The sequence below is a fragment of the Arthrobacter sp. 2MCAF14 genome (assembly GCF_052115645.1).
In the GTDB taxonomy this organism is placed as follows: Bacteria; Actinomycetota; Actinomycetes; order Actinomycetales; family Micrococcaceae; genus Arthrobacter.
In genome coordinates this window covers 44,230-65,318 of record NZ_JBFRHB010000009.1, presented here as the reverse complement: position 1 = coordinate 65,318, position 21,089 = coordinate 44,230, and the positions used below count along the sequence as shown (strand labels likewise).

Here is a 21,089-nt window from a genome sequence, read left to right as displayed (position 1 = left end):
GTAGCTGAGCCGCTGCAGCGCTTCCAAACTCGCTGCAGCGGCTCCCGCCACACATTCCGGGGCGGTTGCCCGCCGGCGCTTAGCCGGCGTGCCGCCCGGTTTCCCCTGCCCTCGAGGCGTCGCCGGCGAGGAGCAGCAAGGCAGCCCTTTCCTGGCGACGGCGTTCACGCTTGAGTTCCTTGCGCAGCGCGGCCAACTCCTCGGCGATCCGCGACTGCTCGACGGCGGTGGCAAGTTGTTCTTGCACGCGTACCTGGAGCTCGCGCTGCGCCCTGCTTAGCTGAAGCTGTTGCTCGGCCAGCAGCCGTTGGGTGCGGGCAAGCTGGTCCTGGACCTCGCGCAGGCCGGCGGCAGGATCAGGCCGTTCCTGCGTCAGGATCCGGGCAAACTCCAGGTCCAGGTCATCGTGCTCCTTCTCGGCCGCCGCACGGGCGCGGCTGGCCCCCAAGGGGGTGCCGCCGTCGTCGGCTGCTTGGGCAAACTCAGCGGATTCGACAACAGGAAGCGCGGAGGTGTCCAGAGTCATGCCGGCCTCGCCGGAGGCGTTTGCCAACAGCTCCTTCTCCGGCGATGCATCCACGGTCTTCCGCAGCGGAACTTCTTTGATGAACAGCACGGCGATGAACGCGACCAGGGCAATGACTGCGGAGATGAGGAAGATCTGGGCGGTCGCGTCGCCATAGGCGGCACGCATGATGTCGCGGATCGGGGCGGGCAAGTCCGTCAGATCCATGCTCGCGTTGCTGGAGCCGCCGCTGACCGGGATGTGTGCCGCAGCGAGGCCTTGGGCGGCAAGGTCCTTGACGTGCGTGGCCATGATGGCACCGAGCACCGAAACGCCGATCGCACCGCCGACGGAGCGGAAGAACGCCACGGACGCGCTGGCCGTGCCGATGTCCTGGGCGCGGACGGTGTTCTGGACCGCGAGGACCAGGTTCTGCATGAGCAAGCCAAGGCCCAGGCCGAAGATGGCGGTGTAGCAGCAGGTGATCCACAGTTCAGTGGTGTGGTCGATGGTGCCGGTGAAGGCAAGGCCCCCCGCCAGCAACACGGTGCCCGCCAGGAGGAAGCGCTTCCACTTGCCGAAGCGGCTGATGAGCTGGCCGGAAGCCACCGAGCCCAAGAGGTTGCCGGCAATCATGGGCAGCGTGAGAAGGCCTGCCTCGGTGGGCGTGGCGCCGCGGGCAACCTGGAAGTACTGGCCCAGGAATGTCGAGGAGCTGAACATCGCGATACCGACGGCCACGGAGGCCAGGATCGCCAAGGCGGTGGTGCGCTGGGAGATGATCTTCAGCGGGATGATGGGCTGGGCCACCTTTGATTCGACCAGTACCAGCAGTGCCAGCAGAAGCACGCCGCCGCCTACCATGAGGGCTGACTGCCAGGAGATCCAGTCGTAGTAGTCCGGGTTGCCGGCGAAGGAAACCCAGATCAGGAGCAGGCTCACGCCCGATGTCAGCAGGATGGAGCCAAGCCAGTCGATCTTGGCCGGGCGCTTGATGTGCTGGATCTTGAGGGTCACCTGGAGCAGAATGAGCGCGACGACGGCGAGCGGCACACAGACGAAGAACGTCCAGCGCCAGCCGAGCGAGCTGTCAACGATGAAGCCGCCGAGGAGCGGGCCGCCTGCGGTACCGACTGCCATGACTGCGCCCATGTAGCCCGAGTACTTGCCACGGTCACGCGGCGGAATCATGGTGCCGATGATCGCTTGGGCCAGTGCGGTGAGGCCGCCCAAGGCGATGCCCTGGATGACGCGGGCGGTCAGCAGGAAGGGAATGCTCATGGAGAACCCGGCCATGACCGAGCCGGCCACGAAGATCACGATGCTCAGTTGGACCAGGAGCTTCTTGTCGAAGAGGTCGGCGAGCTTGCCCCAGATGGGCGTGGTGGCGGCGTTGGCCAGCAGTGCGGCCGTGATGACCCACGCGAAGTCCGTTTGCGTGCCGTGGAGATCGGACATGATGGTCGGCAGCGCGTTGGCCACGATGGTGCTGCTCAGGATAGCGGTGAAGAATGCCGCGAGGAGGCCGGTCAAGGCTTCCATGATCTGGCGGTGCGTCATGGGCGCGGATGACGCCGGCACCGCCGTCGAACGTTCTTGTATTCGGGTTGCCATTGCTGCTGCTCCTAAGCTGTGTGGTTCGAGTGGTGGGAGCCGGCCGCCGTTGCCCGGACTGAGTGGTTGAGTGATGTGGTCAATTTCTCCAGGACCTGCCCTGCCTCCAGGGCGTCTTCCTCGCTCCACTCCGCGAGGTAGGCCCGTAGATTGAGGCTGCGCTGTTCTTCGAAGTCCCGGACCTTCTCAATCCCGGATTCGGAGAGGGCCACCAATTGTGCGCGGCCGTCGGCGGGATCGGGACGCCGGACCACCAAACCGAGTTCCTCCAGTTCGGCGATGTGCCTGCTGAGCACCGGGGGGCTGACGCCAAGTCGGGATGCGAGCTTCGTGGCCCGGGACTCCCCCTCGCCGATGAAGCGCATGACACCCTGCAGGGCGAACCCGACGTCGGCATCTTTCGCGATGTTCGCGGTCACGATGCAACGCAACACCCGCTGCAGATCGAAAATCTGATGGACGAGTTCGGTTGCTGTGCTCGATGCGACAGCCATGGAAGACACCTCACTTTTGTTTGCCTAAAGCAACTATACGCGAAACTGATTGCTTTGGGAAACTAATGATGTGTGAGGTGCGTTAAACACCAAGCGCGAACTGGCAGGTAATGCCCTCATCTTTCGAAAAAGGGGTCATTATCTGCCAGCTCGCGCTGGGATTTGAGGCGTCCGGAGTGTCAGTCGCCCAAGTGCGTGGGGCCGAACATCTTCAGGAGGGTTTCAACCACGACGACGTTGGGGCCGTCCGCGGCGAAGCTTTCCTTGAGCGCGTCCCCGACGTCGCCCGGGTCCACCCTGCGGGCCGGGACACCGAAGGCCTCGGCGAGCTTGACGAAGTCCGGGCGGGCGAGTTCCGTGGCCGTGGCCTTGCCGAAGGCACCCACCATGTATTCGCGCAGGATGCCGTAGCCGCCGTCGTCCACGATCAGCCACGTGACCGGGACGTTGTGCTGCTTGGCGGTGGCCAGCTCGGAGATCGAATACATGGAGGATCCATCGCCGGAGACGGCCAGCACGCGACTGGGTTTGCCCACCGTTTCCAGTCCCACGGCACCGCCGATAGCCGCCGGGAAGCCGTAGCCGAGGCCGCCGGCGCCCTGGGCCGAGTGGAACTGGCCCTCGCGGGAATCCCAGCAGCTCCATCCCCAGTACGCGGAGATCGTCATGTCCCAGAAGGTCTGCATGTCCGCCGGAACGGCTTCGCGGATATCGGCCATGAACTTCAGTTCCTTGCCGAGGTCCTGCTCTTCAAGGCGAGCCTTGACCTTCGCGAGGGACTCCTTGACGAGGTCCTCGGGCGTAGTGCCGTGCCAATCCGGTACCGCCGCCGTCGCAGACAACGCCTCATCCAAGGCAGAGTCGAGCGCGGCAAGCGCCTGGCCGGCGTCGGCGCGGATGCCCAGGCCGGGCCGGTTGGACTCCAGGACTCTCGGTTCGGCGTCGATCTGGATGATGCGCCCGCGCGGCTCAAAGGTGAAGTAGTTGGACGTCACCTCGCCCAGGGAGGAACCAATGACGATCAGCACGTCGGCATCTTCGAGGACGTCCGTCATGTGGCGGTCTTCGATCCAGGACTGCAGGGACAGCTCGTGGGTCCACGGGAACGCTCCGTTGCCACCGGGCGTGCAAATCACCGGGGCGCGGAGTTTCTCGGCGATCGATAGGAGCGACTTCTCGGCCCGGCCACGGCGCGTGCCGCCGCCGGCGATGATGGCCGGACGCTCCGCCGTCGAGAGCCATTTGACCGCTTCCCGGATCAGCTCCACACGCGGCGGGTTGTCGGCCGCTTCGGCGAGGGCGTCCTCCACCGGCGGGACCATGATGGGGTCCAGGAGCACGTTCTGCGGAATCTCGATCCACACCGGACCCTGCGGGGAGGAAATGGCCTCGGTCCAGGCATCCTGGATGGCCGAGGGAATCCCGGAAGCGTGCTGGATGAGGCGCTGGCTCTTGGTGACGTTCGCGGCCGAGGCCTTCTGGTCATCGAGCTGGTGGAGCATGCCTTTCCGGCGCGCACCCAAACCCTCCAAGGGGATCTGGCTCGCCACGACCACCATCGGCACGCCGCTCGCGTACGCTTCCTGCAAGCCGGCCAGGGACGTCAACGCGCCCGGACCGGTGGACAGGAACAGCACGCCGACCTCGCCCGTGGCACGGGAATACCCGTCCGCGGCGAAAGCGGAGTTGTTCTCCACTCGGGAGGACACGAAATGCAGATTGCCGCGGCCCATCGCGTCGAACAGGCCCAGGGCGTGCTGGCCAGGGATCCCGAAGACCGTCTTCGCGCCGAGCGCCTCGAGAGTCTCGACGACGAGGTCCCCGCCGTTGCGCTGGTCCGTCACTTCGTGACCGCCGCGGCGAAACCGGCCGGGCGCCGGGATTCCTGGCCAAGGGCCTGTGCGGCGTAGCCGTTCGGGGCGCCGTGGCGGTTGCCTTCGACTGCGTTGTCCGCCATGAGGGTGACGAGTTCGTAGGCAACGTGGCTGGCCGCGACACCTGTGATCTCAGCGTGGTCATACGCCGGGGCGACCTCGACGATGTCTGCGCCCACGAGGTTCATGCCACGGAAACCGCGGATGATTTCGAGGAGCTCGCGGCTGGTGATGCCGCCTGCTTCAGGCGTGCCGGTACCCGGGGCGTGGGCCGGATCCAGGACGTCGATGTCCACGGAAATGTACAGCGGGCGGTTGCCGATGCGGTCCCGGATCTTTGCCACGGTTTCGAGGACGCCCTGGTAGTAGACGTCCGCCGAGGTGACGATGCCGAAGCCGAAGCGGTGGTCGTCGTCGAGGTCCTTCTTGCCGTAAAGAGGGCCGCGGGTACCGATGTGGCTGATGGCCTCGGTATCCAGGATGCCTTCTTCGACGGCGCGGCGGAACGGGGTGCCGTGCGTGTATTCGGCGCCGAAGTAGGTGTCCCAGGTGTCGAGGTGGGCGTCGAAGTGCAGCATGGCAACCGGCTCGCCGGCGCGTTCTGCGGCGGCGCGGAGCAGGGGCAGGGCGATGGTGTGGTCGCCACCGAGGGTCACGAGCTTGCTTCCGTTGGCCGTCAGATCCAGTGCGTTCTGCTGGATGGTCTCGATCGCCTCGTTGATGTTGAACGGGTTCACGGCCATGTCGCCGGCATCGGCAACCTGGATGTTCTCGAAGGGGCTGACGTCCCAGGCCGGGTTGTACGGGCGCAGCAAACGGCTGGCTTCACGCACGTGGTTGGCGCCGAAGCGGGCGCCGGGGCGGTAGGAAACACCGGAGTCGAAGGGGACGCCGACCACCGTCACATCGGCCTTGGACACCTGGTCCAGGCGGGGCAAGCGGGCATAGGTGGCAGCACCGGCATAGCGCGGGATTCGGGCCGAATCAATAGGACCAAGGTTGCCGTTGGCCTCAATACGAAGCTCTTCCAAAATGCGCCACTCCTTTGTGAATAGGTGGATCGGACAGTGACTGTGACACCAATCATACACTCAAAGTTGCCTTATATGCATCACTTGTTTACACCAACAAAGACCACCAAACTCCCCACAACAAGACCGGGCCGGGCTCCCCCAAGAGCCCGGCCCAGCTTGTCACTCCATGCTCCCTCGCGGGCTGTTTGCCCCCAAAGGGCGTCACTTGGAAGTCTCCGAATGACACTTGGTGGCCTTCCGAGTCCAGCACGACGAGGCTGTCCATTCCGTTTTTGACATCGTTGGGCAGCACGAAGGAAAGGGTGTTTTGCTGCGTGGGGAAGAACCAGCCCAGACGGTATCCACGCTTGTTCAGGTAGACGTAGTACCACTGGCCATACTCGACGTTGTGGACCGTCACGGCTTGTCCAGTACGGTATTTATCCGTTCCGAGCCCCAAGTCCAGCGGCGGATTCGTGCCGATGAGATCCTGGGCAGCCAAGGCAGGCTCCGAGCCGGGCATTGCCGGCTTGACCTTCAGCGCGAGCGCTTGCCTGGCCAATTGAAGGGACGTAACCTTGGCGCCGTTGTTCGCATTGACCGGGACGGTCATCGCCGGGAGTTGCTTTGCCGCGATGTCGGCGTCGCTCAGAGTGTAAGTGGAGGTGAGGCTGACCGACTCAGCCAAGGCCAGGGTTGGCTTGGACAATCCAATGGCCGGAGCCGAAAGGTCCGTCAACGCCACATTGCCGCTGTTGGTGACCGTGTAGGCGAAGGTCACCGTATCGCCCGGACCGGCAAACCCGTCTCCGTCCACATCGTTGAACGTGGACACCACCGCTCCGCTCAACTGGGGATTGCGGACCAGCAGGTCCACCTCGTCGCCCGTAACGGTGTAATTCTGGGTGGCAGCCCCACTCCCCGTTACCTGCCAGACGGTTCTGGGGACGAAGAATCCCTGGGCCACTTCGTCTGCCGTCACGGTGTGCTGCGGGGTGCCGCAGAGGTAATTTCCCCACACGCCAAGGGAGCTGAACCGGCAGTTGCCCGAACCCGGCGGCAGGAACGGCTGGAAGTTGCCGGACTGCGGGACAACGGATTCCGTCACATTGCCGGTGCTGTACACCCGGAACTTGTAGGGCACGGTGTTCCCTGCCACATACGGCTTGGTTGCCAGGTCCCTTCCGGCGTCGTTGCGGGCGCCGAAAATGTAGGCGCCCACCACGTTGCTGGCGGAACCACCCGCAACCGTCACCGAGACGGGCGCGGTAATCGATGACGCCCCGACGTTCAACCTTGCGGTCAGGGGTACCGCACCTGCCTTGGCGTACGACGGCGCCGTGACAGTCAGCTGGACAGTCGCCGAGGCGCCCGGATCGAGGGAGGCGAGCTGCGCCGTCGTCGACGTCCAATCCTGCAGGGCGTCGAGGCTGACGGTCGAAGCGGGAAACGGTGAACTGTCCTTGTTGGTGACGGTCACACTGAGCTGGGTGCTCCCACCGTTCGTGACGGTGGCGGCGCCGGGGACAACGACGGCGGCAACCGGGTTAAGCCAGGCCGTGTCGAATTTCCCGAAGGTGATGGTGTTGTTGTCGCCTTCGTACAGGACGCCGAAAGTACCGTCCGACAGGGCGCTCAAGGTGGAGTAGGACATGCTTCCGGGCTTGAAGACGCGCGAGGAGCCCCACGTCTTGCCGTCGTCGGCGGAGTAGCGGACCGTTCCGTCCACGCGTGCACCGCCGGCGGTGGGTGTGGGCGAGTTGGAGAACAGCAGTTTCTTGGCATCGGCCGATCCCGCAGCCGCGTCCGGATACATCCGCGTAATGGAGCCGTTGTTGCGCGGATCCGGGAGCTGGGCCTCGGCAACCGGCGTGCCGTACGTGACACCGCCGTCGGAGGAATACGCCACCTTGCGGAAGTGCGGATTGGCGCCTGTGCTGTCCCGCGAGTTCAACATGACGCGGCCGTCGGAGAGTTCCACCGTCTTGTTCTCATCCATGCCTGTTCCAGTGGGTGTACCCATGTTCCACGTCTTGCCGTGGTCATCGGAGTAGACGCTGTACGCCTGGATCTGGCGGCTCCCATCAGGCTGGACAATGTTTCCGGCAAACTGCTGGGTGAGCCTGCCCGCATGAGTCCCGTACTTGAGCTGAGTGCCCTCGCCGGACGAAGCGAACATGCTGACCACGCCGCCGACATTGGGGACGCCGTTGACAGTGCTGCCGTTTGGCTTGACGGTTCCGGTGACCAGCGGACCTCCGAACCCGGCGTAGGCCGAACCCGCCGGATAGCTGGACGGCACCGGCAGGGTGGGCTGATTGGCCGGATCCGTGGACCAGGTGAGTCCGCGGTCGGTGGAGACGGACACTTGCGAGCTGATCACGTTGGGGTCGGAATCGTCGTTGCCGAGCACACTGCCGGCGAATCCCTGGTTCTTGGAGTAGACGTGGAAGTTGAATACCGTCCCGGTGACCTTATCCACGACGTAGCTGGGGTCGCTGAAACCGTATTTCTGCACGCCCTCCGAGCCCATCTGTCCCCGGGCGATGAAGGTGGGACTACCCCATGTCTTTCCGCCGTCGGTGCTGCGCCGCTGGACGATGGAGTTGGCAGAAGGAGAATCGCCCCCATCGGGACGGCCGTCATAGGAAGCCAGGAGGACTCCGTCGCCCAAATCCGCGAGCGCGACGATTCGGTAGTACTTGCCCAGGACGGGATCGATGGCGTTGTCACCGTTGGAAGCGAGGACCTGCTCGGCGTAGTTTCCCGGAGGGCTGGAGGGAACGTTCGGACTCGGGAACGGATCCAACGCAGCATAGGCGGGCAAGACGGTTGACGTCACGAGAACTGCGGCGGCTGCCATGGAGACGGCAAGTCTGCCCCGGCTCCATCCCGACCGCCTCCTGACCCTGTCACTGAGTAGCGGGTTATTCATGCGTAGCCCTTTCGTATTTTAGTCACATCCAACATAGGACGTTCTATATGCTACGTGATGCCGCTCACATGCCAAATGCTTGAATGCGTCTTTCCAGGAAGTGACCCGCCTCACATGCGGCGTAAAGATTCCATAAAGACGGGCATCCGGTCCCCGCCCCACCCGTACGCTCCATCTGGAGCAGCTTCCAGGCTGCGCGCGAAAGGACCATGTGACAACGCTGACCAGGCCACCTGCCGAACCCTCTGACAGGCCCAAACCCGCGGGCGACATCAAACAGGGGCAATTCAAGCGATGGTTGCTCGACGGAATGCCGGAGACGTCCGGAAAGCGCCAAGGTCCGCACGGCAAACCGGACCAGGACCACACGCCGCAGGCCTGGTGGAAAGTCATGTGCCTCACCGGCGTCGACTACTTCTCCACCCTCGGCTACCAGCCCGCCATTGCGGCGCTCGCGGCCGGTATCGTCTCGCCGCTCGCCACGATTGTCCTGGTCGCCGTCACCTTGCTCGGCGCGCTGCCGGTCTACCGCCGGGTCGCCGCCGAAAGCGCACGCGGCGAAGGCTCTATCGCGATGCTCGAGCGGCTCCTCCCCCGCTGGGGCGGCAAACTCTTCGTGCTCGCCTTGCTGGGATTCGCCGCCACGGACTTCATGATCACCATGACCCTCTCCGCCGCCGATGCGAGCGCCCACGCCATCGAAAACCCCTTCGCCCCGGAATGGCTCCATGGCCAGGAAATCACCATCACCCTGGCGCTCATCGCCGGACTTGGCGTGGTGTTCCTTAGGGGGTTCAAGGAGGCCATCAACGTCGCCGTCGTGTTGGTGGGCGTCTATCTGGTGCTGAACGCCGTCGTCGTCGCGGTCGGCTTGGCGCACGTGGTGACCGAGGCGCATGTGGTGACCGATTGGTGGGCAGCGCTGAACCAGCAGCACGGAAACCCGTTGATCATGGTGGGCATCGCGCTCCTGGTCTTCCCGAAACTTGCCCTGGGCCTCTCAGGGTTCGAGACCGGCGTCGCGGTCATGCCACAGATCAAGGGCAGCCCGAGCGACACGGAGGAAAATCCCGCGGGCCGCATCCGCGGCACCCACAAACTGCTCACGACGGCGGCACTCATCATGAGTGCCTTCCTGGTGGCCTCGAGTTTCATCACCACGTTCCTGATTCCGGCCGCCGAATTCCAGCCGGGAGGGAAGGCAGACGGGCGAGCCCTCGCATTCCTTGCGCACCAGTTCCTGGGCGACGGCTTCGGCACGGTCTATGACATCAGCACCATTGCCATCCTGTGGTTTGCGGGCGCCTCTGCCATGGCCGGCTTGCTGAACCTCGTGCCGCGCTATTTGCCGCGCTTCGGCATGGCCCCCGCGTGGACCAAAGCCGTCCGCCCGCTGGTCCTGGTCTTCACCGCAGTTGGATTCATCATCACGTTGGTCTTCGAGGCAAATGTGGAGGCCCAAGGCGGCGCCTACGCCACCGGCGTCCTGGTCCTCATGACCTCGGCCTCGATCGCAGTCACCCTGTCCGCCCGCCGGAAGAAGCAGAAGGCCAAGTCCATCGCTTTCGGTGCGGTGGCGGTCGTCTTCGCCTACACCACCGTGGCCAATGTGGTGGAACGCCCGGACGGCATCAGGATAGCGGCCCTGTTCATCCTTGGCATTGTCCTGGTGAGCTTCGCGTCGCGTATACGCCGGTCCTTCGAGCTGCGGGCTACGCACATCAAGATGGACCAGATGGCACTCGAGTTCACGGCCTCCAACGAGGAAGGGCCCATCCGGATCATCGCGCACGAGCCCAAGCGGCTGAGTGCCGACCGGTACGAGTTGAAGCTGCAGCACGCTCAGCAAGCCAACCACCTGCCGGTAGACAGCGACGCAATCTTCATCGAGATCATCGTGGATGACAGCTCCGACTTCGAGCAGGAACTCTTGGTGGAAGGCAAGGTCCGGCACGGCTTCAAGATCCTCGAGATCCACAGCAACAACGTGCCCAACACGCTGGCCGCGGTGCTCCTCCACATCCGGGACGTCACGGGACTTATGCCGCATATCTATTTCCGCTGGACCGAAGGCAACCCCATCGCCAACCTGAGCAAGTTCCTCTTCTTCGGCGAAGGCGAGATCGCCCCGGTAACCCGCGAAGTGCTGCGCGAAGCCGAACCGGATATCACGCGCAGGCCCTGGGTGCACGTGGGCTGATCATGGCAGTGTGGGTGCCGCTCCTCCTGGAGCGGCACCCACACCGTCTTTTCGAGCTGATTGCCCTAGCTGATCTCTTCTAACTAATCGCCGACGCGCCGCGCTCCCCTGTCCGGACTCGCACCGCCTGGGAGACCTCGATGGTCCAGATCTTGCCGTCGCCGAACTGACCGGTACTGGCGCCGGAGATGATGGCGTCCACTATTCCGTCCACCAGCTCGTCCGTGGCCAGGACCTCCACCCGTATCTTGGGAAGGAGATCGGAGTTGTATTCCGCGCCCCGGTACACCTCGATGTAGCCCCGTTGTTGGCCATATCCGTTCGCTTGGCTCACGGTCATCCCGTTGACTCCAAAGCGTTCCAAGGCTTCCCGGACCTCGTCGATCCGCTCCGGCCTCACGATGGCCGTAACCAGTTTCACGTCGACGCCTTGCTGCGCATCCGATCTGTTTTCCCGTTGGAACTGGCTTCTGGTTCACCGCTGGAACCCGACGGAGCTTTGCCGTTCTGTGGTTCTCCGGGATTGAAGGACCCGCCGACCATGGCCAACTCGTAGGCGGTCTCCGCGTGCTCCGTGATGTCGATGCCCGCCAGCTCTTCGTGCTCCTTGACGCGCATGCCCACTGTCTTGTGGATGGCCAGCCCGATGAGGGTCGTCATGATCGCCGTCCACGCTGTGACCATCAGGGCGGTCAATATTTGGGGCCAGAACTGGGCCAAGCCTCCGCCGTAGAAAAGGCCGCCTTCAGTCTTTGCAGAAGGTACGGCGAAGAATCCGAGGGACAGGGTCCCCCACAGGCCGCCGACAAAGTGGACAGCAACAACGTCCAAGGAATCGTCCAGGCCGATCTTGAACTTCAGCCCGATGGCCAGTGCGCAGACGGCACCAGCGATGACGCCGATGACGATCGCGCCAATCGGATCCACGAATCCACAGGCCGGGGTGACTGCCACCAAGCCCGCGACGGCGCCGGATGCGGCACCGAGGGACGTCGCGTGGCCGTCGCGGAGCCTTTCGACAAGCAGCCAGCCGAGGAGCGCTGCGCTTGTGGCCAGGAGGGTATTCGTCCAGGCGAGTGCGGCGATTCCATCAGCGGCCAGTTCCGAGCCGGCGTTGAAGCCGAACCAGCCGAACCACAGCAGGCCCGCCCCGAGCATCACGAAAGGGAGGTTGTGCGGCCGGATGTTGGGGTCTTTCATGAATCCGAGCCGTTTGCCGAGCACGACTGCCAGCATCAGTCCGGCCATGCCCGCATTCATGTGGACGACGGTGCCACCGGCAAAGTCGAGGGCTGAGATCTTGCTGCCGATGATCCCGGTGGAACCGAAGAGCCCGCCACCCCAGACCCAGTGGGCGATGGGAGCGTAGACGATGGTGACCCAAAGACCGGCAAACAGCAGCCACGGGCCAAACCTGACACGTTCAGCCACAGCGCCGCTGATCAGCGCGACAGTGATGATGGCGAAGGTGGCTTGGAATCCTATGAAGACCATGTCCGGCAGCCCGGGGGCTTTCCCGCCAATGACGCTGGTCAGTCCGCTGAGTCCGAAGTTCGCGAAGGGATCTCCGATGAAGCCGCCCAGGGTATCCGGGCCGAACGCGAGTCCGTAGCCCCACAGGGCCCAGACCACCGCGACCACGCCAATGGCACCGAAGCTCATCATCATGATGTTGAGGACGGACTTCATCCTGACCAGGCCGCCGTAGAAGAACGCCAAACCTGGCGTCATGAGAAGAACGAGGGCGGAAGCTGCAAGCATCCAGGCTGTTGCGCCGGGATCGAGGGTCTGGGGGTTCACATCCAGCCCTACGCTGAAGAATACTGGGTTCATTTCGGGAGCCTTCCTGCATATACGGCGCTCCATGGCGCCCGCACGGCGAGACCATTTTTAAAACGAACAGGTCCTGGTACCTCACGGGTTACCGACCTTGACAAGTTGCGTTGACTCGAACGTACAGTCGGCCTGTTTCAGCCTTCGGCACGGTTCATTTCAGGCACGTAACAGCAAAGGCCCCAGGGTTAAATCCGGAAGTCAGTCATGTTTCAGGCGTGTTACACGCCGCGTGTCGGCCTCGTACGCCGGGTGGGCAAGGCGCCAGCGTCAGCGGCTGGCTGCCGGCACCAGGATCCAGAGCACCTCGACGGGCTCGTCCGTCGGATTGACCCAGGTGTGCGGCTCGCGGCCCGGGAAGGACAGCGTGTCTCCCTCTTCGAGCTCGTACTCCTCGTTGGTGAGGATCAATTTGATCCGGCCCTTGACGACGTGGAGGACATCGACGTCACAATCGACGGCGTAAAGCTCGGCTTCTCCGCGGCCGCGTGGCTCGATGGAGGCCTGCAGGATCTGCAACCGCCGTTCCGATCGGGCAGTCAGGAGCCGCTCCACGATTCCCTGGCCACCGAGCGAAATCCGCGGCCCGTCGTCGCGCCGGGTCAGGTGCGTCTCCGGTGCAGCGAAAAGGTCTCCGATGGACACTGAAAGAACTTGGCAAAGCGTCACAAGGGAAGCGACCGACGGCGATGTCAGGTCACGCTCCACACGGCTCAGGAACCCTTTGGTCAGGCCGGTGGCGTCGGCAACCTGCTCGATGGTGAGCCGCTGCGATTGGCGGGCGGCGCGGATTCTGGAACCGATGGCAACGGGGACGTTGCTCGGTTCAACGGGGAGAGCTTTCATTCACGAACCTTTCAGGCCGTTTATGCGGCCCTGTCATTGCAGCAATAGTAGCCGGATCGCCCGCGTGGCAGGGCCTTTGGCTAGCTGGAGGAGCGCCGATGAGTCCGCTGGGAGAGACAGCATCTTGACTGTTACTCGCATCACTACGTATCCTCATAGGCAACAAGTGTTGTTTGTGAGGCATACATCACAGACTACTCTCCCCAATCACCAGCGCAGAGACCTTCCGCAACCCCGCACGAAACCCAGCGGACCGGCGTCGGAATCCCCCAGAGCTCTGCGCATCACTTTCAGGAGCCAACCGTGGACTCTTCGTTCATCAATATTGCGATCGTGGTGGTGTATTTGCTCGCCATGCTGGCCTTCGGCTGGTGGGGCAAGTCGCGCACCAAGAACAACAGCGACTTCCTGGTGGCAGGGCGCCGCCTCGGTCCGATGCTCTACACCGGCACCATGGCCGCCGTCGTCCTCGGCGGCGCATCGACGGTTGGCGGCGTCGGTCTCGGCTACAAGTTCGGCGTCTCCGGCATGTGGCTGGTGGTCGCGATCGGTTCGGGCGTGCTCCTCCTGAGCCTGCTTTTCGCCGGCACCATCCAGCGACTGAAGATCTACACGGTCTCCCAGATGCTGAGCCTGCGTTACGGCCAGCGCGCCACGCAGACCTCCGGCATCGTCATGCTGGCCTACACCCTCATGCTGTGCGCCACGTCCACTGGCGCCTACGCCACCATCTTCGTTGTCCTCTTCGGCTGGGAGCGCTGGCTTGCCATCGCCGTCGGCGGCGCAATCGTCCTCGTCTACTCCACCATCGGCGGCATGTGGTCCATCACCCTCGCCGACCAGGTGCAGTTCATCATCAAGACGGTGGGCATCTTCTTCCTCATGCTCCCGTTCGTCCTCAACGCCGCCGGCGGCTTCGACGGCATCCGTGCCCGGGTTGACGCCAGCTTCTTCCAGTTGGACGGCATCGGAGCGCAGACCATCATCACGTACTTCGTGGTCTACACCCTGGGCCTCCTGATCGGCCAGGACATCTGGCAGCGCGTCTTCACCGCCAAGACCCCCAAGGTGGCCCGTTGGGGCGGCGCCACTGCCGGCATCTACTGCGTCCTGTACGGCGTCGCGGGAGCTTTGATCGGCCTTGCCGCCCGCGTGGCCCTGCCCAACATCGACGTCAAGGCCCTTGGTAAGGACGTTGTCTACGCCGAGGTAGCCACCCACATCCTGCCGATCGGCATCGGCGGCCTCGTCATGGCCGCGGCAGTCGCGGCCATGATGTCCACCGCTTCCGGGGCCCTCATCGCCGCAGCCACCGTTGCCCGCGCCGACGTAGTCCCGTTCGTGGCCAGCTGGTTCGGCAAGACAATCAACACCGACGACACCGAAAACCCCGAGCACGACGTCAAGGCCAACCGGTACTGGGTCCTTGGCCTGGGCATCGTGGCCGTGCTGATCTCGATGGCGGCGCAAGACGTCGTGGTGGCCCTGACCATTGCCTACGACATCCTGGTGGGTGGACTCCTAGTTGCCATCCTGGGCGGCCTGGTCTGGAAGCGCGGCACCGGTATTGCCGCGGCCTGGTCCATGGCGGTCGGATCCGTACTGACGCTTGGCCTGCTGATCGCCTACGCCACGGGAATCATCCCCAGCGAAGACGGCGTCTACGCCAACGATCCCATCTACTGGGGCCTCGGCGCCTCACTCCTGGTCTACGTTGTGGTCTCCCTGCTGACCCCGCCCACCTCGCCCGAGGTTCGGGCAGCCTGGGACCGTCGCGTTGCCGGAGCGGTCACCGAGGAACTCCCCTTGGAGGTCCACCCGGTGGCCAGCCACTAAGCTTCACAGAACCAAGTACGACGGCGGCGCCGCACCTTCTCCTCGAGGGTGCGGCGCCGCTGCCGTTTGGAACGGTTTCTACCGGGCCTCAATACCGCGCCGCGATTGTACCGTTCCATGTACAGTAGGAAGAGCTTCAAGAGATGTGGTGCCAAGCTCCGACTTGCCACACGCCAACCCCATGTTCACGGGTGGTTCGGATGAAGAAGCGGCCCGGCTCGGACCAGAGACAACCGAACGGGCAAGAGCAACTCCACAGGAGAAGGCCATGCCTTTCGAAAACGGCGCCGCCGCCGACCGCACCACCCAGTCCGGCACCTTATTGTTGCCCCGCCCCCGGCGGGTGGACGAGTTCGTCCGGGTGATTCCCGGCGTCGACCTGTCCCAAGGCTCCATCACATTCGTGGTGGACGGGAACTTGGAACGCTATTGGCATCATGAGCCGCGGCTCATCACCGAAGCGCTCTCAAAGGCGGTCCAGCCCGCCCGCTGGTTCCCCGCGACACGGAAACTCACCCTTACGGTGGCCGCAACCGGGCACCGGGCAGGCGTGCAGAAGCACTTCATCCTGAGCGCGTTTTAGCTGCCAGGGTTTAGCACGTCGGGTTTAGCGAGCCGGGGCTATTCGATATCTTCAGCCTCACGGTGTTCGTCGGCATCGAGGGCAACCGGCCGCTCGTCGTCGTCAAGAACCTCGGATTGGTCCTCCCAGTCCTCGTCCACCGCCAGGTCCTCGTTGTAGTCATAGGCGGGATCGGCCTCGACCGTGGGACGGTCGGGGTGGCGGGCGTGGGTCTCGGTGCTGTCCATGGTGCAACCTCCGTTCGACGTGCCGCTGAGCCCATCGCACAGGCATAGGAGGCAGCCGTCCAACGCTACCCCGCCAATTCGTGGACCCTGTCCATCCATCCCAGCACTGCCCCCAGCCGCGGTCAAGGCTTCCCGGGAGCCTCCCGTTTTTGAGGCGGGCCTAAATTCTCCAGTGAGGATTACCGGCCGAAAAACCGCGGAAATTGGCGATAGAGTGGAGCCGCAATGAGGCGATGAAGCCCGCCCCAGCAACCCAGGAGTCCCGGTGCAACCGCACACAAAACCCTCGCATCCAGACAACTCGCATTCAGACAATCCGCAGGACTCAAGCAGTCCATCGCAAGACGTGGCAGCCCCCAAGACTCCCCCGTCGTCGTCGGACATCAAGCGCTGGCGGCAGTACTTGGCGGACGAGCGAGCCGAGGCCGCCGTTTACCGCCAACTGGCGCAGCGCCGCGACGGCGAGGAACGCGAAATCCTTTTGGCCCTCGCAGAGGCTGAGGGCCGCCACGAGGCACACTGGCTCAGGGTCCTCGGCGAACATGCCGGCATGCCGAAGGCAGCCTCCCTCAGAAGCCAGATGCTCGGCTTCCTGGCCCGGAATTTCGGATCAGTGTTCGTGCTGGCCCTCGCTCAACGGGCCGAAGGCCGCTCGCCTTACGCGAAGGATCCAGCAGCAACCCGCGCCATGGCGGCCGACGAACAGATCCACGAGGAAGTAGTCCGCGGCCTGGCGACGCGCGGCCGCAACAGGTTGTCCGGCACCTTCCGCGCCGCCGTATTCGGCGCCAATGATGGCCTGGTCAGCAACCTTTCCCTCGTGATGGGCATGGCGGCCACCGGCGTTCCCGCCACCGTGGTCCTGTTCAGCGGTATCGCAGGCCTGCTGGCGGGCGCCCTGTCCATGGGTGCCGGCGAGTATGTCTCGGTCCGCTCTCAGCTCGAGCTCCTCAAGGCCACCCGCCCCACCCAGGCCACGCTGACCGCAGCCCCTGCACTAGACATCGAGCACAATGAGCTGGTCCTCGTGTATCTGGCCCGGGGCATGTCCCGCGAAGCCGCCGAACACCGGGCCGCCGAGCGGATGGGCCTCTACAGCTGCGATTGCGATCCCAGCCTCTCGCTCCACCCCGAAGTGGAAGAAACCGTCAATGAGCACGAGGCCGTAGGCTCCGCCTGGGGCGCCGCAATCTCGAGCTTCTGCTTCTTCGCTTCGGGCGCCATCGTGCCCATCCTGCCGTTCATCTTCGGCATGACGGGCTTCGCGGCGCTTGCTGTGGCCGGTACGCTGGTGGGCATCGCGCTTCTGTCGACCGGCGCCGTCGTCGGCTTGTTGTCCGGAACCTCGCCGCTGACCCGCGGCCTCCGGCAGCTGGCCATCGGGCTCGGTGCGGCCGCGGCAACGTATGGGCTGGGACTCGTCTTCGGCGCAGTCATCGGTTAGTAGCGCCGGCCCGACGGGGCGCCGGTGCAGGGACTTGGGGGAAGACTTGCATTCAAACTACGGTTACGACGGCGGTCCGCCGCCCAAGCGCCCCAGTACCGTTCTGGCGCTGTTCCGAAACTTGTTGGTGGTGGCAGCGGTTGCTGCCGTAGCCGTGCTTGTCAGTGGATTCCTCCGCGGCGGCCCCGGCATCACAGGTTTGCTTCCAAACCTGACCCCTTCGGCCAATGCCACCGCAAACACCCCCGGGCAGGACGGGGCCCCCGGGCAGGGACCACAAAAGGCGGCTCGTGCGCCGGATACCCCACCGCCTGGACTGGAGGAAGCCGGGCAGCCGCTCGGCTCCCCCGCGAAGCCTGCGGTAGCCAGCAGCTCCTACAAATTCCTGGCCACCAACGCCGACGGCACCCCCGTTGGCTACTCTCCGTGCCGGCCGCTGCACTACGTGGTCAACGCAGCCCTCGCCCCGGCCGGATCCGAGGGACTCATCGCCGACGCCATCGCCAAGATCGCCGCCGCCACTGGCCTCAAATTCGTAGACGACGGCTCGAGCGCGGAAAACCCCTCCGAGAAGCGCAAGCCGTACCAGCCCGCGCTCTACGGAGATCGTTGGGCACCGCTGTTGATTTCCTGGACCACGCCCGAGGCGGCTCCGGCGTTGGCAGGAACCGTCATCGGAACCGGCGGCAGCACCATGTTCAGCTTCGGCACCGGACCCAAGAGCTACGTCTCCGGAAGCCTGGACCTCGACGCCCCGCAAATCACGGAACTGCTGGGCGTCCCCGGGGGCGCGCATTACGTCTCCGCCGTGATTCAACACGAACTTGGCCACGTGGTGGGCCTTGACCACGTAGAGGACCCCATCCAGCTCATGTACCCGGAGATCGGTGCCCCGGATGGCTTGGCAGCCGGAGACCTAAACGGACTCTACAAACTCCACACGGCCCCGTGCCGGAGCGATCTGTAGACCCGTTCATGCCCTGCCTGAGCTATGCCCCACCCAACTAGTCCCCACCGCCACCCTTGCCTCGCAAGCTCGGCCAGGGAACCCTGGCGGCGTGGGCCCACGCATTAGATGCCGTTTTGAGCCCTGATAACGACAACAACTGCGAGTTAGTTGGGCGGGGACGGGTTGAGCTATCTGGGTATGGCTTCCAGCAAACGGGCAGGCTTGAAGCTGGCTCCTGCGCCTGGGTAGGAGGGGACCTCGATCCGGGCATGGCTGTGGATCTCGTTGACCGTGGCCTTTGTGTGTTCGGCGATCCGCTCCAAAGTGGTCACCCACATCCCGTCCATGGCCTTGACGCGTTCGATCAGCCGCTCCAAGGCAACGGCCTTGGATGGACGGCCGGAGATGAACGGGTGGTTGGTCAAGACGAAGCAACTGCCTTGGGCGTGGTGGGCTTCGGCTTCGAGGGTCCACATCTCCAAGACCTTGGCCGGACTCTCGATGACGCCGCTTCCTGTTACTCCCGGGTAGAACGCGTATTGTTCCCAATCATCCAGGGTCCAATCGACCGGAATCTCAACAATGTCCTGTGAATCGCTGTCCCCTGAATCACCCGGGGCAACCGCCATGCGATAGGGGGCATCGCCGTCGAGCAGGCTTGAATCGTAGAGGAAGCCACGGTCCGCTAGCAGTGCCGGCGAATGCCAGTTCAGCTCCCACCACGGTGCCCTGTAGCCGACCGGCCTGACCCCGGCTACCTTCGCGAGGGCTTCGAGCCCGCGGTCCAGATAGTTGGCCTCGGTGGCTGCGTCGATTCCCTGCATCGGTTCGTGCAAGTAGCCGTGGTGGGCCACTTCATGGCCGCCGTCGACGATCCGCCGCACCACGTCGGGGTAGCTTTCCGCCGTGAACCCCGGGATGAAGAAGGTTCCCTGGATCTCTTGTCGCTCGAGGATCTTCAGGAGCCGCGGAACAGCGACCCTCGGGCCGTAGGACTGGTGGCTCATGAGCGACATGCGCCTGGTGCTTGTGGGATCGTGCGCAATGGTGCACGATTCGGCGTCGACGTCGAACGTGAACGACGCCGCCGCCTTGAAGTTTTCGGGCCACGTGATCGGGTGCGCCTCGTCAGGGAAAGCGTTGGTGGTCATCGGGGTTCCTCTCAGTCGTTGACCAGATTGGCGACGGCGTCTTCCGCAAGGGGCTGCGACGTCGCGGTTGGGGAGGAAACTGCGGCTGCGGACGGCAGCGGAAGGTATCGGGCATGAACCCGTGGGCCCAGTGCGCCGTAAACCGCCGCGGCAACGAGCCCGCCTGCCAGCCAGGACAAGTCGATCCCGCCCATGGCCGTGGCGATGGGGCCCTGCATGATCGGCAGAACGCCGTACATGAACAGCCACGTGGCGAAGATTCCTACCAAAAGCGCGGTGATCCCGGCCCAGTTGACTGCCGGGAGCCGACGTGTGCCCACGGGGTCGAAGAGTCGATCGACTGCCACGGGGCTACGCTTGTCCACCCAGAAGTAGTGCACCAGCATGATGCCTCCCCACGCGGCTACCCACGCCACGAGGCCGCCGAGCCAGGTGCTCAGGGTTGAGGCGAAGTCCGACTGCAGGATGAAGAACACGACGCCGACCAGGGCTAGGAGCCCGACGAAGACGTTCAAGGAGCGACGCTTGGCCTTGATGTCCAATGCCTGCGCGGCCACCGAAAAGGTATAGATATTCAGGATGTTCGTCGCGATGGGACCGTGTAGGACCAGGAACAGGACCGGGATGGCCAGGGCGCCGAAGTTGTCGACGATGAGGTGGCCGGGATCGGCCGTGCCGCTCTTCGTTGCCAGGCTGGCGCCGAGGATGCCGAGCCACACTACCGGGAGGAACTGGCCGAATACCGAGGCCAGGTAAACCTTGTGCTTGGGGACGGACTTGCTGACGAAGCGTGAATAATCCGCCGCGTAGGTGAACCAGGTGATCCCCCAGCCGATGCCGATGACCGTCATCACGGTGGTCATGGCGGCGATCCGCGCGCCGCCTTCAAGGACAGCACCGGGAGGGCCCGCGTAGCCCCAGTCGATATTCATGCCGAACCAGGCCACGGCGGACATGGCGATCAGCACCACGATGGTGGGCGGGACGGTCCACTTTTCAAAAGCCGCGATGGCCTTGTAGCCGAACCACGCGATGGTGACCTGGGCGGACATGATCAGGAAGGCCACCACGATCTTGGGGCCCACGTTGGGCTGCTCCGGATCGACCATGCCGAGCTTGCCAAGGAGTGCCATCACCAGGTCCAGGATGATCCAGGTGTTGACTGCGCACCAACCGATTCCGAGGAGTGCCTGGATGGCGCTCGGGAGGTAATTGCCGCGGCGGCCGAAGACGGCCCGGGCCAGGACCATGCCGGTAGCGCCGGTCCGTTGCCCCAAGAGGACAAACAGGCCAAAGAGTGCCATACCGATCAGGTTTCCCACCACCAGGACAGTGACGGTATCGGCAAAGCCGAGTCCGAGCTGGACGCCGAGGGCCCCAAGGACCCAGTTGATGGGGGCAAGGTTTGCGCCTGCCCAGATCCAGAATTGGCCCGCTACGCTGCGGGTACGCGCTGATTGGGGAATGGACTGCAGGTTCTGTTCGACGTCGGTCTGCGCCGTTGCAGCCCCAGGCGTCGCAGTGGATAAGTTCTCGTGCATTGGGGGATCCTCCGTGTAGGAAAGGGACTTCTTCAATGTATGTG

The 21,089-nt window shown here is 64.2% G+C and carries 16 protein-coding genes and 1 riboswitch; of the genes, 5 read left to right on the top strand and 11 right to left on the bottom strand.

Annotated features, from left to right (window positions below; all coding sequences use genetic code 11):
* Window positions 1-79 precede the first annotated feature (79 nt).
* From AB4074_RS08860 to AB4074_RS08840, 5 genes are all read right to left on the bottom strand, one after another.
* Window positions 80-2,119 carry an MFS transporter gene (locus tag AB4074_RS08860; RefSeq protein WP_441413055.1) on the bottom strand — a complete coding sequence of 680 codons (2,040 nt, stop codon included), beginning with the start codon at window positions 2,117-2,119 and terminating at the stop codon, window positions 80-82.
* Window positions 2,120-2,130: 11 nt separating this feature from the next.
* Window positions 2,131-2,613: a MarR family winged helix-turn-helix transcriptional regulator gene (locus tag AB4074_RS08855; protein WP_078106157.1), complete on the bottom strand. Its 483-nt coding sequence runs from the start codon at window positions 2,611-2,613 to the stop codon at window positions 2,131-2,133.
* A 179-nt stretch (window positions 2,614-2,792) separates the two neighbouring features.
* Window positions 2,793-4,457, bottom strand: coding sequence for a thiamine pyrophosphate-binding protein (locus AB4074_RS08850; RefSeq protein WP_441413054.1), 1,665 nt, complete (start codon window positions 4,455-4,457; stop codon window positions 2,793-2,795).
* Window positions 4,454-5,518, bottom strand: coding sequence for an agmatinase (speB, locus tag AB4074_RS08845; RefSeq protein ID WP_441413053.1), 1,065 nt, complete (start codon window positions 5,516-5,518; stop codon window positions 4,454-4,456). Before speB ends, AB4074_RS08850 begins: the two co-directional genes overlap by 4 nt.
* A gap of 88 nt (window positions 5,519-5,606) precedes the next feature.
* Window positions 5,607-8,363: an exo-alpha-sialidase gene (locus tag AB4074_RS08840; protein ID WP_441413052.1), complete on the bottom strand. Its 2,757-nt coding sequence runs from the start codon at window positions 8,361-8,363 to the stop codon at window positions 5,607-5,609.
* Between the two features lie 283 nt (window positions 8,364-8,646).
* Between AB4074_RS08840 and AB4074_RS08835 the strand changes: the two genes are divergently transcribed.
* The gene (locus AB4074_RS08835) at window positions 8,647-10,635 is read left to right on the top strand and encodes an amino acid transporter (protein ID WP_441413051.1); all 1,989 of its coding nucleotides are present in this window, start codon (window positions 8,647-8,649) and stop codon (window positions 10,633-10,635) included.
* A gap of 79 nt (window positions 10,636-10,714) precedes the next feature.
* On the opposite strand, the gene AB4074_RS08830 is transcribed toward AB4074_RS08835, so the two are convergent.
* The 3 genes from AB4074_RS08830 to AB4074_RS08820 all read right to left on the bottom strand — a co-directional run bounded on the left by AB4074_RS08830 (window position 10,715) and on the right by AB4074_RS08820 (window position 13,314).
* Entirely contained in the window at window positions 10,715-11,056 is a 342-nt protein-coding gene (locus AB4074_RS08830) for a P-II family nitrogen regulator (protein WP_345447857.1), read from the bottom strand.
* Window positions 11,053-12,468 carry an ammonium transporter gene (locus tag AB4074_RS08825; protein ID WP_441413050.1) on the bottom strand — a complete coding sequence of 472 codons (1,416 nt, stop codon included), beginning with the start codon at window positions 12,466-12,468 and terminating at the stop codon, window positions 11,053-11,055. The genes AB4074_RS08830 and AB4074_RS08825 overlap by 4 nt, the downstream gene beginning before the upstream one ends.
* A gap of 270 nt (window positions 12,469-12,738) precedes the next feature.
* The gene (locus AB4074_RS08820; RefSeq protein WP_059388136.1) at window positions 12,739-13,314 is read right to left on the bottom strand and encodes a helix-turn-helix domain-containing protein; all 576 of its coding nucleotides are present in this window, start codon (window positions 13,312-13,314) and stop codon (window positions 12,739-12,741) included.
* Window positions 13,315-13,617: 303 nt separating this feature from the next.
* Here AB4074_RS08820 and AB4074_RS08815 point away from each other — a divergent pair, with 303 nt between their 5' ends.
* Together AB4074_RS08815 and AB4074_RS08810 are read left to right on the top strand one after the other, a co-directional pair.
* Window positions 13,618-15,150, top strand: a complete 1,533-nt coding sequence (locus AB4074_RS08815; protein ID WP_441413049.1) for a sodium:solute symporter — start codon at window positions 13,618-13,620, stop codon at window positions 15,148-15,150.
* Between the two features lie 134 nt (window positions 15,151-15,284).
* A riboswitch (SAM riboswitch) is annotated at window positions 15,285-15,404 on the top strand.
* A 14-nt stretch (window positions 15,405-15,418) separates the two neighbouring features.
* On the top strand, window positions 15,419-15,733 hold the full coding sequence (locus AB4074_RS08810) for a hypothetical protein (RefSeq protein ID WP_441413048.1): 315 nt from the start codon (window positions 15,419-15,421) through the stop codon (window positions 15,731-15,733).
* A gap of 38 nt (window positions 15,734-15,771) precedes the next feature.
* Here the strand turns inward: AB4074_RS08810 and AB4074_RS08805 are convergent, their stop codons facing one another.
* Complete coding sequence (locus AB4074_RS08805; RefSeq protein ID WP_441413047.1) at window positions 15,772-15,960, bottom strand: hypothetical protein; 189 nt, start codon at window positions 15,958-15,960, stop codon at window positions 15,772-15,774.
* 346 nt (window positions 15,961-16,306) lie between these two features.
* Here AB4074_RS08805 and AB4074_RS08800 point away from each other — a divergent pair, with 346 nt between their 5' ends.
* Both AB4074_RS08800 and AB4074_RS08795 read left to right on the top strand, forming a co-directional pair.
* Complete coding sequence (locus AB4074_RS08800; protein WP_441413046.1) at window positions 16,307-17,404, top strand: VIT1/CCC1 transporter family protein; 1,098 nt, start codon at window positions 16,307-16,309, stop codon at window positions 17,402-17,404.
* A 46-nt stretch (window positions 17,405-17,450) separates the two neighbouring features.
* Window positions 17,451-18,371 carry a matrixin family metalloprotease gene (locus AB4074_RS08795; protein ID WP_441413045.1) on the top strand — a complete coding sequence of 307 codons (921 nt, stop codon included), beginning with the start codon at window positions 17,451-17,453 and terminating at the stop codon, window positions 18,369-18,371.
* 170 nt (window positions 18,372-18,541) lie between these two features.
* On the opposite strand, the gene AB4074_RS08790 is transcribed toward AB4074_RS08795, so the two are convergent.
* Both AB4074_RS08790 and AB4074_RS08785 read right to left on the bottom strand, forming a co-directional pair.
* Entirely contained in the window at window positions 18,542-19,504 is a 963-nt protein-coding gene (locus AB4074_RS08790; RefSeq protein WP_441413044.1) for a polysaccharide deacetylase family protein, read from the bottom strand.
* An 11-nt stretch (window positions 19,505-19,515) separates the two neighbouring features.
* Window positions 19,516-21,045, bottom strand: a complete 1,530-nt coding sequence (locus AB4074_RS08785; protein ID WP_441413043.1) for a purine-cytosine permease family protein — start codon at window positions 21,043-21,045, stop codon at window positions 19,516-19,518.
* Window positions 21,046-21,089 lie beyond the last annotated feature (44 nt).